Origin of the sequence: Labrys wisconsinensis (assembly GCF_030814995.1) — a bacterium.
Taxonomy (GTDB): Bacteria; Pseudomonadota; Alphaproteobacteria; order Rhizobiales; family Labraceae; genus Labrys; species Labrys wisconsinensis.
Genome location: NZ_JAUSVX010000032.1, coordinates 46,524 through 59,558, shown reverse-complemented (window position 1 = coordinate 59,558; position 13,035 = coordinate 46,524). Strand labels below are relative to the sequence as shown.

The 13,035-nt window shown below is 69.9% G+C and carries 13 protein-coding genes; 4 read left to right on the top strand and 9 right to left on the bottom strand.

Features of this window, described 5'->3' with window-relative positions:
* Window positions 1-139: 139 nt before the first annotated feature.
* The 6 genes from QO011_RS41420 to QO011_RS41395 form a co-directional block, all read right to left on the bottom strand.
* Entirely contained in the window at window positions 140-562 is a 423-nt protein-coding gene (locus QO011_RS41420; protein WP_307286301.1) for a hypothetical protein, read from the bottom strand.
* Entirely contained in the window at window positions 559-1,647 is a 1,089-nt protein-coding gene (locus tag QO011_RS41415; protein ID WP_307286298.1) for an ABC transporter ATP-binding protein, read from the bottom strand. The genes QO011_RS41420 and QO011_RS41415 overlap by 4 nt, the downstream gene beginning before the upstream one ends.
* Window positions 1,648-1,654: 7 nt before the next feature.
* Window positions 1,655-2,581 (bottom strand): carbohydrate ABC transporter permease, encoded by a 927-nt coding sequence (locus QO011_RS41410; protein ID WP_307286296.1) that lies wholly within the window; start codon window positions 2,579-2,581, stop codon window positions 1,655-1,657.
* 4 nt (window positions 2,582-2,585) lie between these two features.
* Entirely contained in the window at window positions 2,586-3,650 is a 1,065-nt protein-coding gene (locus QO011_RS41405) for a carbohydrate ABC transporter permease (RefSeq protein ID WP_307286294.1), read from the bottom strand.
* Between the two features lie 100 nt (window positions 3,651-3,750).
* The gene (locus QO011_RS41400) at window positions 3,751-5,166 is read right to left on the bottom strand and encodes an ABC transporter substrate-binding protein (protein WP_307286292.1); all 1,416 of its coding nucleotides are present in this window, start codon (window positions 5,164-5,166) and stop codon (window positions 3,751-3,753) included.
* 40 nt (window positions 5,167-5,206) lie between these two features.
* On the bottom strand, window positions 5,207-6,304 hold the full coding sequence (locus QO011_RS41395; protein ID WP_307286290.1) for an ABC transporter ATP-binding protein: 1,098 nt from the start codon (window positions 6,302-6,304) through the stop codon (window positions 5,207-5,209).
* A gap of 333 nt (window positions 6,305-6,637) precedes the next feature.
* Here QO011_RS41395 and QO011_RS41390 point away from each other — a divergent pair, with 333 nt between their 5' ends.
* Genes QO011_RS41390 through QO011_RS41375 form a run of 4 tightly spaced genes read left to right on the top strand, consistent with a single transcriptional unit; the run spans window position 6,638 to window position 10,458 of the window.
* Window positions 6,638-7,525, top strand: coding sequence for a sugar phosphate isomerase/epimerase family protein (locus QO011_RS41390; RefSeq protein ID WP_307286288.1), 888 nt, complete (start codon window positions 6,638-6,640; stop codon window positions 7,523-7,525).
* Between the two features lie 32 nt (window positions 7,526-7,557).
* The gene (locus QO011_RS41385) at window positions 7,558-8,730 is read left to right on the top strand and encodes a mandelate racemase/muconate lactonizing enzyme family protein (RefSeq protein WP_307286284.1); all 1,173 of its coding nucleotides are present in this window, start codon (window positions 7,558-7,560) and stop codon (window positions 8,728-8,730) included.
* Entirely contained in the window at window positions 8,727-9,473 is a 747-nt protein-coding gene (locus QO011_RS41380) for a FadR/GntR family transcriptional regulator (protein WP_307286281.1), read from the top strand. The genes QO011_RS41385 and QO011_RS41380 overlap by 4 nt, the downstream gene beginning before the upstream one ends.
* A 10-nt stretch (window positions 9,474-9,483) precedes the next feature.
* Window positions 9,484-10,458, top strand: a complete 975-nt coding sequence (locus QO011_RS41375) for an NAD(P)-dependent oxidoreductase (protein ID WP_307286278.1) — start codon at window positions 9,484-9,486, stop codon at window positions 10,456-10,458.
* Window positions 10,459-10,464: 6 nt separating this feature from the next.
* On the opposite strand, the gene QO011_RS41370 is transcribed toward QO011_RS41375, so the two are convergent.
* From QO011_RS41370 to QO011_RS41360, 3 genes are all read right to left on the bottom strand, one after another.
* Window positions 10,465-11,619 (bottom strand): Gfo/Idh/MocA family protein, encoded by a 1,155-nt coding sequence (locus QO011_RS41370; RefSeq protein ID WP_307286276.1) that lies wholly within the window; start codon window positions 11,617-11,619, stop codon window positions 10,465-10,467.
* 78 nt (window positions 11,620-11,697) lie between these two features.
* Complete coding sequence (locus QO011_RS41365; protein ID WP_307286273.1) at window positions 11,698-12,579, bottom strand: NAD(P)/FAD-dependent oxidoreductase; 882 nt, start codon at window positions 12,577-12,579, stop codon at window positions 11,698-11,700.
* A gap of 3 nt (window positions 12,580-12,582) precedes the next feature.
* Window positions 12,583-13,026 carry an RrF2 family transcriptional regulator gene (locus QO011_RS41360; protein WP_307286270.1) on the bottom strand — a complete coding sequence of 148 codons (444 nt, stop codon included), beginning with the start codon at window positions 13,024-13,026 and terminating at the stop codon, window positions 12,583-12,585.
* Window positions 13,027-13,035: the final 9 nt, after the last annotated feature.

Below are 13,035 nucleotides of genomic sequence, written 5' to 3'. Positions count from 1 at the left end.
GGATGCCACACAACGCCATCCCACGCAGGTCATGGGAGTAACACGCCCATCCAGAATAGATCGCTCGATTGCTGCGATGTGTGAATCAAACAGCCGCTGCGTGGAGAAGGTTTTCGCGCGGCGTCCGAGGGATCGGCCCCTATCCCTGCGCCGCCCGCTGCGCCTCGACATAGACGCCGTAGAGCCAGGCCGAGCCGATCGACAGGGCGGTGACGATCACGAAGATCACCGCCACGATCAGGGCCACCTTGACCACCGTGCGCACGGGCACGCCGGGCCGCGCGAGCGGCAGGAGGTTGTTGACGAGGCCCGCCAGCACCACCAGGCCGCAGCCGACCGAGAACAGGCCGAGGGCGAAGGGCTGGAAGATCAGCGCCAGCGCCAGCAGGCCGAGGCCGATGATGGCGTATTCCAGCCGCCGCGCCGCGCCCGCCGACATGCCCCGGGCGGCGGCCGGCGCCGGCGACGCGGCCTGCGGCAGCGTCGCCGGCATGGCACCCTGCCTCGCCTCCTGCATGCCGGCTCTCGGCGTCGCCTTCTGCTGGTCGAGGGCCTGGTTCATGATCGGACCGCCTTGCCGGCTTCGTCGAAGATGTGGGTCTGGCGCGGATCGCAGCGCAGGTGCAGCGTCTCGCCGACCGTAACGCGGCGCTGGCGCGGCAGCACCACCCTGAGGTCTTGGCCGGTCGGGCCGCGGGCATGCACCAGCGTCTCCGCGCCCATCGGCTCGATCAGCTCGGCCTTGGCGAGGAAGGTGTCGGCGGCGGCGGCATCGACCGGGGCGAGGGCGCGGGGCCTGATCCCGATCGTCGTCCGTGCCGCCGGGAGGCGCGCGGCGGCCGGATCGACCTCGAGGCGGATGCTGTCCGGGCCGAGGCCGAGGGTGGCGCGGCCGCCCTCGACGCCGCGCAGCTCCGCCGCGATCAGGTTCATCTGCGGCGTGCCGATGAAGCCGGCGACGAAGGTGTTGACCGGCCGGGCGAAGACCTCGTGCGGCGAGCCGATCTGCTCGATGACGCCGTCGCGCATGATGGCGACGCGGTCGGCCATGGTCAGCGCCTCCAGCTGGTCGTGGGTGACGATGACGGTCGCCTTGGTCAGGCCCTGCAGCACTTCCTTGATCTGGCCGCGCATCGACTGGCGCAGCTCGACGTCGAGGCGCGACAGCGGCTCGTCGAACAGGAAGCAGTTCGGCGTGCGGATGATCGCCCGGGCGACGGCGACGCGCTGCTTCTCGCCCTCGGCGATCTGGCCGGGCAGCCGGTCGAGCACGCCGTCGAGGTGCAGGATGGCGGCCGCCCGGTCGATCCGCCGCTTCAGCTCCGCCGCCGGCAGCCGCTCGACATGCAGGGGGAAGGCGAGATTCTGCGCCACGGTCAGGGCGGGATAGAGCGCGTAGAACTGGAACACCATGGCGATGTCGCGCTTGTCCGGCGGCAGGCCGTTCATGGTGCGTCCGGCGATCATCACCTCGCCTGCGGTGAGCGCCTCGAGCCCGGCGATCATGCGCAGGGTCGTGGTCTTGCCGCAGCCGGAGGGCCCGAGCAGGCACACCACCTCGCCGGCGGCGACGGAGAGGTCGACGTCGCGCACCGCCATGAAGCTGCCGAAGCGCTTGGTGATCCGCTTGAGTTCGATGGTCGACATGCCGGGCTCAGCGCTTGATCGTGCCGAAGGTGACGCCGCGCAGCAGGTGGTTCTGCAGCGCGAAGGTGACGGCGATGACGGGGATGAGGAACAGCGTCTCGATCGCCGCCAGGAGGCCCCAGCGCACGCCGATGTCGCCGCCGATGGTCTGGGCCATGGCGACCGGCACGGTGCGGGTCTCCACGCCCGAGAGCAGCAGCGAGAACAGGAACTCGTTCCAGGTCAGGATCAGGCCGAACACCGCCGTGGCGGCCAGGCCCGCCATCACCTGCGGCAGGCAGATCTTGAAGAACACCTTGACGTCGGAGGAGCCGTCGAGCCGCGCCGCATCCTCGACGTCGAGCGAGAGCTCGTCGAAGAAGCTCTTCATCATCCAGATGGTGAAGGGCAGGTTGAACACGGTGTAGAGCAGGATGATGCCCAGATACGTGCCGGCCAGGCCCGTGACGCGGAACATCACGAAGATCGGGATGATCACCACGATCGCCGGCAGCATGCGCGTGGTCAGGATCATGAAGAGATAGGTGTCGTTGCCCTTGAGCGGATAGCGCGAGAAGCCGAAGGCGGCGAGCGTGCCGATGATCAGCGCCAGGATGACGCTCGCCCCGGCGATGAAGATCGAGTTGAAGAAATAGAGGGTGAAGCCGGTGTCCTGCGTCGCGGCGCCGACCGAATAGGCCCGGCTGAACACGCCGACGAAGTTTTCCAAGGTCGGCGTGAACAGGATCTTCGCCGGCACCGCCAGGGCGTCGTTGTAGGACTTGAAGGCGGTCAGGATGATCCACAGCACGGGGAAGAAGTAGATCAGGCTGACCAGCGCCGCCCCGGCCGTGCGGCCCCAACCCGCCTCCCCGATGCCGGAGGGGCGGCGCAGGCCCAGGCGCTCGGCGAGCGGCACGGCGGGGGCTGGAACGGGATTGGCGGCCTCGGCCATGGCGTCACGCCTCCTCGACGCGCTGGCGCGCGAAATAGAGATAGAGGTTGGTGAGCACGATGACGGTGAAGAGCAGGATATAGGCCAGCGCCGCCGCGTCGCTCGTCTTGTTGTTCTCGAAGGCGATCCGATAGACCCGCAGGGCGATGGTCTCCGTCGCCGTGCCGGGGCCGCCCTGGGTGAGCAGGAACACCAGGTCGAACAGCTTGAACGCCTCGATGGTGCGGAACAGCAGCGCCAGCAGCAGCAGGCCGCGGATATAGGGGAAGGTGATCGACCAGAACTGCCGCCAGCGCGAGGCCCGGTCGATGGCCGCGGCCTCGTAGAGATATTTCGGCACGCTGACCAGGCCAGCCAGCACCAGCAGCATGACGAAGGGCGACCACATCCAGGCATCGGCGAAGACGATGCCGGCGCGCGCGCCCCAGATCGTCTGCATCAGGATGAAGGGCTCGCCGGTGAACAGGCGCACCGCCTGCGAGACCAGCCCGAAGGTCGGATCGTAGTAATAGCGGAAGAAGGCGCCGACCGCGACGAAGGACAGCATCATCGGCGTCAGCACCAGGATCAGGAGCACGCGCCGGAGCGGGAACTGCTTGGCGAACAGGAGCGCGAGCAGGAAGCCCACCACCATCTGCGTGGTCACGGTCAGGATCACCATGATCACGGTGTTGTGCAGCCGGTCCCAGACCTCGGCGTCGGTGAGGACCTTGGCGTAGTTCTCCAGCCCGACCCAGCTCGGCGGCCGGGCGCGGTTGGTGCGATAGGAGAAGAAGGTCAGCCCGAACGACCACAGCAGCGGGAAGACGTTCATCAGGACGAGCAGGGCGATCGCCGGCGCCACCAGGAGGCCGCCGGTGTGGCGCCCCCAGGCATGGACCACCAGCGTCGCGCACAGCAGCGCCGCGAGCGCGCCGGCCGCCCAGAACGACACCGCCGGCGGCAGGAGGGTGATCGCCAGCGGCGCGCCGATCAGGAACAGCGCCAGCGCGGCCGGCCAGTTGTTCCAGCGCGGCTCGGCGAGGCGCCGCAGGAGGGACGGCCTGGGAAGGGGCGGGGCGAGGGTCATCTCGAAGTCCTGGGGCAGGCCGCGGGCGGGCTCGGAGGCGATCCGGGGCCGGATTCCCGGCTGCCGCGCCGGCGATGGCGCGGCAGCCGGCTTCGCGCCGCTACTTGATGCGGTCGGCGTCCTTGAGCGTCTTTTCCTGGAAGTTGGCGATGTTATCCAGCGTCTGCTGGGCGTCCTGCTGGCCGGTGATCGCCTTGGTGTATTCCTCCTGCTGCTGGGTCAGCAGCTCGAAGAATTCCGGGATGTGCCAGAAGTCCTTCTGCCAGTCGAGGCTGGCCGCCCAGGTGCGGTTCCAGGGGCGGAAGGTCAGATAGGACGGATCGGTGTAGACCGATTTCAGGGCGCTCTGGCCGCCGGCCTTGGCGTAGGCGATCTGCGTGTCCTTCGACAGCCACCACTTGCAGAAGTCGAGCGCCTCCTTGGTCTGCAGGTCGGTGTTCCAGGTCATCAGCACGAAGGGCTGGCCGCCGATCACCGACCATTTCACCAGCCCCTTGTCGGTCTTGAGGCCCGGGAGCTGGGCGAAGGCGATCTTGTCCGCCACCTTCGAGGTCTGCGGATTGATCGAGCTTTCGGCAAAGCCGATCCATTCCAGGTTGACCGCCACCTTGCCGGCGCGGAACAGCTCGTCGGTCTTGAAGATGTCGAGATTGCCGGTCTTGGCCTCGGGCGGCATGTACTTGACGAAGGAGAGCAGGTGCTCGAAGGCCTTCACCGCCACCGGCGAGTTGACCACGCCCAGCGCATGGGCGTCGGGCTGCTTGGTCTCGTCCCAGATGTCGCCGCCGTGCTGCCACAGGAACTCGTAGACCGAGGTGGTGAAGAAGTCGTAGCCCTTGCCGACCTGGAACTCCACGCCGTAGAAGTCGTCATCGGCCGGCTTGCCGGCCAGCATGTCGCCCTTCTTGCGCTGGAAGAACTCGCCGATCTTGCCGAACATATCCCAGTCGATGGCGTCCATCTCTTCCGGCGTGCAGGGCAACTTCTCGTTGTACTTGGCCTGGAAGGCCTTCTGCTCCGTCTCGTCGCAGAGGATGTCCTTGCGGTAATAGGCGACCACCAGGTCCGGCATCTGCGGGAAGCCGTAGAGATTGTCGGACTTGTAGGGATAGGTCGAATAGGAAGCCTTGACCGCCGGGTGCAGGTCCTTGAACACAGCCTGCAGGCCGGGATCGGCGTCGACGAACTTGTTGATCTTGAGGTAGTAGCCGCCCTCGATGAAGGCGCCGAGCCATTGGCTGTCCGACACCGCCATGTTGTATTTCTTCTCGCCCGAGGTGAGCGAGGCGTTGAGGCGGGTGTAATAGTCCGGCCAGGGGATGAAGTCGACGTCGAGCTTCACCGTGTTGCCCGACGGCGCCTTGTACTGCTTGTCGAACAGGTCCTTCATGATGCGCGTCGGCGGCCAGTCCGGCACCGCCATGCGCAGCGTCACCTCCTCGGCGCCGGCGGGGCGAATCGCGGCACCGAGGCTCACCACCGTCGCGAGGGCCGTCAGGGTCTTGCGGCAGAACATGGGCGTTTCCTCCTCCAGACGTTTCGTCTTGCTCTTTCCTTCACGCCGGCGCCGGCTCGCGGATCGCGAGGCCGGTGCCGGCGTGGAAGAGGTGGATCTTGCCGGGGTCGAGGACGAGCGGCACGGCATCGCCCGGCTTCATGCCGAGCGCCCGTGCCTCCGGCAGCACGACCTTGAGGATCGGGCCGGCCTCGCCCGCGAGCGCGAAGGAGACGACGGTGACGTCGCCGAGCGGCTCGATGAGGCGGACGCTGGCCGGCAGGGCGGCCTCGTCGGGGCCCGCCGGGCGCAGGTCGCTGGGCCGGATGCCGAGGACTGCCCGCTCGCCGGCATGGGCGGCGCTGGTCCTGAGCGCAAGGGCGCCGAACGGGGTCTCGACGCCCTCGCCGCCCCGGCGCACCACCGCCTCGACGAGGTTGATGGTCGGCGAGCCGATCTTGCTGGCGACATAGAGGTCGCGGGGCGCCTCGTAGAGCGCGTCCGGCGTGCCGCGCTGCACGACGGCGCCCTCGCGCAGGACGGCGATCTCCTCGCCCATCGACAGGGCCTCGAGCTCGTCGGGCGTGGCATAGACGATGGTCATGCCGAACTGGGCATGCAGGCGCTTGAGCTCGGTGCGCATCTCCTGGCGCAGCTTGGCGTCCAGATTGGTCAGCGGCTCGTCGAGCAGCAGGATCCTGGGCCGGCGGATCAGCGAGCGCCCGAGCGCCACGCGCTGCTGCTCGCCGCCCGACAGCGTGCCGGGCTTGCGGTCGAGCCGGTGCGACAGCCGCAGCATCGCCGCGGTCTCCCGGACGCGCCGGTCGATCTCGTCCCGCGCCACCTTCATCTCGCGCAGGGGATAGGCGAAGTTTTCGTAGACCGTGAGGTGCGGATAGAGCGCGAAGGACTGGAACACCATCGACACACCGCGCGAGGCGATGGCGGCGCGCGTCACGTCGGCGCCGAACATCTCCAGGCGCCCGGCATCGGGCACCACCAGCCCGGCGATGGTGCGCAGCGCCGTGGTCTTGCCGACCGCGCTCGGCCCGAACAGCACGAAGAAGCGCCCCTCCGGCACGGCGAAGCTCAGGCGGTCGAGGGCGCGGACCGCCCCGTAGCGCTTCGACACGCCGTCGAGCCGCAGCGCCGGCGCCATCAGCGGGCACCCCGGCGCGATGCGCCGCCAGGCCCCGAGCGACCGGGCATGGCCGAGGCCACGCCGGCATGGCGATCACCCTGCGGCACGAATCCCTCCCTTGGGGAGCGCCCGCTCTTATGGCGGATCGAATGGTTTCCCCAATCTGGTAATACCAGATGCGTCGTCATCAGCAAGCGCTTATCCGGCATGCACCGCAAAAAACCACACTGCACTGCAAGAATCATACGGGAAAATACTTATATTCGACAAGAAGGCAGATTTCTGATGCGATTGTGCTAAATCTGGTCCTACCAAAATGGCCGGCCAATCAGAGCCGCATGGGAGGATCCGATGCATCTGTCGACCCACAACTGGATGCGCGCCGAGCCCCTGGAGGTGACGCTGAAGCGCATCGCCGGGCTGGGCTATGAATCGATCGAGATTTCCGGCGAGCCGACGCAATACGATCCGCGGGAGGTCCGTCCGCTGCTCGACAAGTACAAGATCCGCTGCTGGGGCGCGGTGACCCTCACCCTCGCCGAGCGCAACCTCGCGGCCAGGGACGAGAAGCAGCGGGCCGCCTCGGTGCAATATGTCAAGGACGTGCTGACCATGGTCGGCGAGCTCGGCGGCGAGATCCTGACGCTGGTGCCGGTCACGGTCGGCAAGATCATCCCGGACGGCACGCCCGAGGAGGAGTGGCGCTGGCTGATCGACGGCGTCGGCGAGTGCCACGAGTTCGCCCGCAAGAAGGGCATCCGCATCGGCATCGAGCCGCTCAACCGTTTCGAGACCTATCTGCTCAACCGCGCCGACCAGGCGCTGGCCCTGGCCGAGGCGGTCGGGCCGGAATGCGGCGTCTGCCTCGACGCCTTCCATCTCAACATCGAGGACGCCGACATGCATGCCTCGATCCGCAAGGCGGGCAAGCGGCTGGTCGACTTCCACATCGCCGACAACAACCGCATGGCTCCGGGCCAGGGCGCGCTCGACTGGAAGAAGATCGTCGCGACCCTGAAGGAGGCGGGCTATGACGGCGCGCTCACCGTCGAGTTCGTCGCCCCGGTCGACCGCACCCCGGCGACGCAATATCCCGACGCCGTCGAGAAGAGCCCGGTCGACATCTCGCCCGAGCAGCTCAAGTTCATCCAGGACCACGGCTCGAGCCTGCTCAGCGAGGCCTTCTACTCCATGCTGGTCGCCAAGTCGGCCGAGACCATCCTGCCGCTGATCAAGTAGGCCGGCCCCGGACGGGCGGCAGGGGAAAGCCGATGCGGATCGCGCGCGTGGACGCCACCTGGGTGCGGATGCCGATCGCCGAGGCGCGGCAGCACCGCAGCGACTTCGGCGAGGTCCGCACCTTCGACGCCGCCATCGTCCGCATCGAGACCGAGGACGGCCTGGTCGGCTGGGGCGAAGGCAAGAATGCCGCCGGCAGCGCCGGCACCTATGCCGGCCTGGTTCATCTCGTCAATGCCGAGCTGGCGCCCCGCCTGATCGGGCGCGACCCGCGCGAGCCTTCGGTGCTGTGGGACTGGCTCTACAGCGGCACGCGCCACCACCATGCCCTGGCGCGCGGCCACGCCCTGCCGGAGATCGCCCGCCGCGGCCTCTCCATCGCCGCTCTCTCGGCCGTCGACATCGCCTGCTGGGACCTGCTCGGCAAGGCGCTGGGCGAGCCGGTCTGGCGCCTGTTCGGCGGCCGCAAGGCCGAGCGGCTGCCCGCCTATGCCTCGGGCGGCTGGGCCGACGAGGCCGGCATCGGCACCCAGCTCGCCGGCTATGTCGCCGCCGGCGGCTTCGGCGCGGTGAAGATGCGTGTCGGGGCGATGGACGGGCCCGCCCATGTCTCGGCCCGGCGCGTTCAGGCGGCGCGCCGGCATCTCGGCCCCGGCATCGACATCATGGTCGACGCCCACGGCACCTTCACCGTGGCCGAGGCCAGGCGCTTCGCCCGTCTCGTCCGCGACGAGGACCTCGCCTGGTTCGAGGAGCCGGTGACGGGCGACGACAAGGCCGGCATGGCCGAGCTGCGCGCCACCTGCGCCATTCCCATCGCCGCCGGCGAAAGCGAGCAGACGCGCTTCGACTTCCGCGACCTCGTCACCGCCCGCGCCGTCGACATCCTGCAGCCGGACCTCGCCATCTGCGGCGGCCTCACCGAGGCGCGGCGCATCGACGCCCTGGCCGGCGCCTTCAACCTCAGGCTGGCACCGCATCTTTGGGCGGGAGCGCCGGCATTTTTCGCCGGTCTCCACCTCGCCGCCGCCAGCCCGTCGTGTCACATTCTCGAATATTCGCTCGGCGCCAACCCGATGCTGCACGACTTGATCGAGGAAGAGATCGCGGTGACCGACGGCATGCTCGCTATTCCCGACCGACCCGGCCTCGGCATGACCATCCGCGAGGACGTCGTGCGGCGCTTCGCCGTGGAAAGCCGATGAGCGAGCAGAAGGACCTGGTCTCGCAGCTGGTGCTGTTCCTGCACCTGCGCAAATACGAGCCGGGCGAGCGCGTGCCCTCCGAGCGGGAGATGGCCGAGCGCTTCCAGGTCAGCCGCGGCCATATCCGCGAGGCGCTGGCCTTTCTGGAGGCGCTGCGCGTCATCGAGCGGCGGGCCAAGTCGGGCATCTTCATGGCGCGCGAGGCGGCGAGCGTCGAGGCGCTGGCGCTCTACGCCCAGGTCGGCGCGCCGCTGACGGCCGAGGACGTGCAGCAGTCGATCGAGATGCGCAAGATCCACGAGATCACCGCCGTGCGGCTCGCCTGCGAGCGCGCCACTCTCGACAATTTCGACCGGCTGCGCGCCATCCTCGCCGCCTCCGAGGCCAAGATGGCGGCGGGACAGCCGATCAACGAGGAGGACCGCGCCTTCCACCTGGAGATCGTGCGCGCCACCCAGAACTCGATCTTCCACCGCATCGTGCAGGTCTACTACCTCATGACCGTCGACCGGCTGCGCATCTACTTCAACGACCCCGCCCGCTGCCGCACCTCGCACGAGGAGCACCTGGCGATCTTCCAGGCCGTCGCCCGGCGCGATGCCATGACGGCGATGAACCTGATGAGCGAGCACCTCAAGGGCGCCAACAGCTACTGGCAGGATCTGATCGGCCGCGGCGCCCCGCCCGGGCCCGGCGATCAGACCGAGGCCTGGCTGGCGCTCGCCACCGGCCGCTCGCATTAGAGGCCGGGCGATGGCGCCGATCGTCTATTCCACCCATGCGCTGCATCCCCGGGCGGAGGCGATGGTCCGCGCCGTGGCCGAGCTGCGGATCGCCTCGGCCCTCGATGCCGGGACGCTTGCCCGCGAGGCCGAGCCGGCGACCATCGTCGTGGTCCGCGCGCCGCTGCCGACCGTCCTCTTCGAGCGGGCCAAGGGCCTGCGCGCCGCCATCCGCCACGGCGCCGGGGTCGACATGATCCCGATCGAGGCCGCCGATGCCGCCGGCGTGCTGGTCGCCAACGTGCCGGGCGCCAATGCCCGCTCCGTGGCGGAATATGTGCTCTTCGCCGCGCTGATGCTGACGCGCCGCTTCCGCACGATCGACCGCGACCTGCGCGGCCAGGGCTGGCTCGCCGGCCGGGCCCATGCCGAGAGCGCCGGCGAGCTCTTCGGCCGCACCCTCGGGCTGGTTGGCTTCGGCGCGGTCGGCCGGGCGACGGCGGCGATCGCCGGTGCCTTCGGCCTGCGGGTGATCGTCGCGACCCGCCGGCCCGACACCGCCCTGCCCGCCGGCGTCGAGGCGCGCGCGCTCGACGCCCTGATGGCCGAGAGCGACATCCTCGCCCTGTGCTGCCCGCTGACCGCGGAGACGCGCGGCCTGATCGATGCCCGCCGCCTCGGCCTGATGCGCCGAAGCGCCGTGCTGGTCAACGTCGCTCGCGGCCCTGTCGCCGACGAGGCGGCGCTGGTCGAGGCGCTGCAGGCGGGGCGCATCGCCGGTGCGGCGCTCGACGTGTTCGCGACGCAGCCCCTGCCGCCCGGCCACCCGTTCTTCCGGCTCGACACCGTCATGCTGACGCCCCACCTCGCGGGCATCACGGGCGAGAGCATGGAGCGCATGGGCGTCGGCGTCGCCGAGGAGGTGGAGCGCATCCTCGCGGGTGGCCTGCCGTTGAACTTCGTCAATCCCGGCGTGGCCGAGGCCTATCGCAAGCGCTTTCCCTGAGGCCCGTCAGGTCGGCCGCACCCAGGCGCCGTCGCGCCGCGCCGAGTTCAGCACCGCCTCGACGAAGGCGAGGCCGGCCACCCCGTCCTCGCCGGTCGGGGCGATCGGCTCGGGCGGCGGCGTGCCCTCGCGCAGCGCCGTGATGATGGAGGCATAGTCGCGATAGAGGTTGGCGAAGGCCTCGAAGAAGCCCTCGGGCAGGCCGGCGACCAGGCGCGTCGCCGCCTTGGCCGCGGGTGAGAGCTTGCCACCGCGCGCGAGCACATGGGCCTCGCCGTTGAGCGGGCGCACCTGCAGGTCGTCCGGATAGGACTGGTCCCAGGCGATGTGCCCGGTCTCGCCGTAGACGCGCAGGCGCAGCCCGACCGTCTCGCCCGCCGCCACCATGCTGGCCCAGATCGCCCCACGGGCACCGCCCCGCCAGCGCAGCATCATCGTGGCATTGTCCTCCAGCCGCCGGCCGGGCACGAAGGTGGCGATGTCGGCGGAGACCGCCTCCAGCTCCAGCCCGGTGACGAACTGGGCGAGGTGGAAGGCGTGGGTGCCGACGTCGCCGACCACGCCGCTCGGCCCGGCCTGGGCCGGATCGGTGCGCCACTCCGCCTGCTTGGCGCCCTCGGCCTCCAGGGCGGTGGAGAGCCAGCCGAGCACGAATTCCGCCTGCACCATGCGCACCCGGCCGATGGCGCCGCCGCGCACCAGGTCGCGGGCGTGGCGGACCATGGGGTAGCCGGAATAATTGTAGGTGACGCCGAGCAGCAGGTTGCGCGCGCGGGCGAGCGCCACGAGGTCGCGGGCATCGGCCAGCGAGGTCGCCAGCGGCTTGTCGCAGATGACGTGGATGCCCTGCTCCAGGAAGGCCTTGGCCACCGCGTGGTGGCGATGGTTCGGGGTGACGATGCTCACCGCCTCGATGCCGTCCGGCCGCGCCGCTTCGGCCCGGGCCATGGCGGCATAGTCGGCATGGGCGCGCTCGGGCGCGATGCGGCAGTCCTGCGCGGAGAGCCGGGCTCGCTCCGGATCGGAGGACAGCGCTCCGGCCAGGAGCTCGTAGCCGTCATCGAGCCGCGCGGCGCGGCGGTGCACCTCGCCGATGAAGGCGCCGCGCCCGCCGCCGACCATGCCCCACCGGATCCGCCGCGGCGGCGCGCCCTCGTCCATGGCCGTTCCCCTGCCTCGTCTTGTTGCACCCATGCTGGCGCGGCAGAGGACCCATGTCCAGCGGCCGCGCCGCGGGGCTCAGAAGACGAGGGAGCGATGCAGCTGGGCCCCGGCCCAGGCGCCGTCCCCCACGGCCAGGGAGACCGAGTGCGGCGCGCGGGCGGCGTCGCCGCAGGCGAAGGCGCCGGGCACGGAGGTCTCCTTCGAGGCATCCGTCCGGATCTGGCTGCCGAAGGGCGTCTCTTCGAGCGCGCAGCCCAGCCGTTCGGCAATCGGCGTCGCCGGCGCCGTCCGCGTCGCCGTGAACAGGCCGGCGAACGGCAGGAGGCGGCCGTCGGCCAGCCGGACGTCGGCGTGGCCCTCCAGCCCGGCGATCGGCTCCTCCTCGATCGCGACGCCGCGGGCGGCGAGCTCGGCATGCTGTGCCGCGTCGGGCCGGATCGCGCCATTGGCGAGAAGCGTCACCGTGCCCCATTCGGGGATCAGGAGGGCCTGGTGCAGGGACATCGGCCCGGTCGCGATCACGCCGATGCGGCCCTGGTCGAGCTCGTAGCCGTGGCAATAGGGGCAGTGAAAGACGCTTCTGCCCCAGCGCTCGACGAGCCCCTCGACCGGCGGCAGGTCGTCGGCGACGCCGGTGGCAAAGAGCAGGCGGCGCCCGGCGTGCGCCGCGCCGTCGGCGGTTCCGACCGTGAAGGCGTCGCGTTCGCCGCCAGCCTGCTCGGCCAGCCCGTCGACCCAGGTCAAGGTGGGATAGCGCATGAGCTGGTCGCGCGCCCCGCAGGCGACGTCGGCGGGATCGGCGCCATCCTGCCCGAGGAAGCCGTGCGACTCCTCCGCGAAGCGGTTGCGGCGAAGCCCGGCGTCGATCACCAGCACGGTGCGGCGGGCGCGGAGAAGCTGGAGAGCGGCGGCCATTCCGGCATAGCTGCCGCCGACGACGATGACGTCGTGGTGCATGGGCTAATCCTGTTGCGAGCGCCGCCGGGCATGCCGACGCGTGAAGTCGGCCGCGAGGTCGGCGAGGGTGACGGCGGAGAAACGATCGAGCAGCAGCGCCTCGGCTTCGGCGAAGGCACCGTCGAGCACGACGTTCACCGACTGCTCCACGAGGCATTCCGGCGTTTCGTTGCGGTTGCCGATGGCGAAGATCGCCGGCTCGCCCAGCGCTTCGTGCAGTTGGCGCAGCGTGACGGCGCCGAGATCGGCCGCGACCGTCCAGCCGCCGGCATGGCCCCTGGCGGATGCGACGATCCCGGCCTCGCGCAGGAGACCCATGGTCCGGCGCACCACCACCGGATTGGTGCCCATGCAGTCGGCCAAAGCCTCCGAGGTCATGGGCCTGCGCTGCTCGGCCAGGTGGAGCAGCGCATGAAGGACGGAGGAGAGGCGGCTATCCCGTTTCATGTAACTTTG

Excerpts from the sequence above, each read along its gene's own strand:
- QO011_RS41420 (WP_307286301.1), bottom strand. The coding sequence starts at position 562 with ATGAACCAGGCCCTCGACCAGCAGAAGGCGACGCCGAGAGCCGGCATG.
- QO011_RS41415 (WP_307286298.1), bottom strand. The coding sequence starts at position 1,647 with ATGTCGACCATCGAACTCAAGCGGATCACCAAGCGCTTCGGCAGCTTC.
- QO011_RS41410 (WP_307286296.1), bottom strand. The coding sequence starts at position 2,581 with ATGGCCGAGGCCGCCAATCCCGTTCCAGCCCCCGCCGTGCCGCTCGCC.
- QO011_RS41405 (WP_307286294.1), bottom strand. The coding sequence starts at position 3,650 with ATGACCCTCGCCCCGCCCCTTCCCAGGCCGTCCCTCCTGCGGCGCCTC.
- QO011_RS41400 (WP_307286292.1), bottom strand. The coding sequence starts at position 5,166 with ATGTTCTGCCGCAAGACCCTGACGGCCCTCGCGACGGTGGTGAGCCTC.
- QO011_RS41395 (WP_307286290.1), bottom strand. The coding sequence starts at position 6,304 with ATGGCGCCGGCGCTGCGGCTCGACGGCGTGTCGAAGCGCTACGGGGCG.
- QO011_RS41390 (WP_307286288.1), top strand. The coding sequence starts at position 6,638 with ATGCATCTGTCGACCCACAACTGGATGCGCGCCGAGCCCCTGGAGGTG.
- QO011_RS41385 (WP_307286284.1), top strand. The coding sequence starts at position 7,558 with ATGCGGATCGCGCGCGTGGACGCCACCTGGGTGCGGATGCCGATCGCC.
- QO011_RS41380 (WP_307286281.1), top strand. The coding sequence starts at position 8,727 with ATGAGCGAGCAGAAGGACCTGGTCTCGCAGCTGGTGCTGTTCCTGCAC.
- QO011_RS41375 (WP_307286278.1), top strand. The coding sequence starts at position 9,484 with ATGGCGCCGATCGTCTATTCCACCCATGCGCTGCATCCCCGGGCGGAG.
- QO011_RS41370 (WP_307286276.1), bottom strand. The coding sequence starts at position 11,619 with ATGGACGAGGGCGCGCCGCCGCGGCGGATCCGGTGGGGCATGGTCGGC.
- QO011_RS41365 (WP_307286273.1), bottom strand. The coding sequence starts at position 12,579 with ATGCACCACGACGTCATCGTCGTCGGCGGCAGCTATGCCGGAATGGCC.
- QO011_RS41360 (WP_307286270.1), bottom strand. The coding sequence starts at position 13,026 with ATGAAACGGGATAGCCGCCTCTCCTCCGTCCTTCATGCGCTGCTCCAC.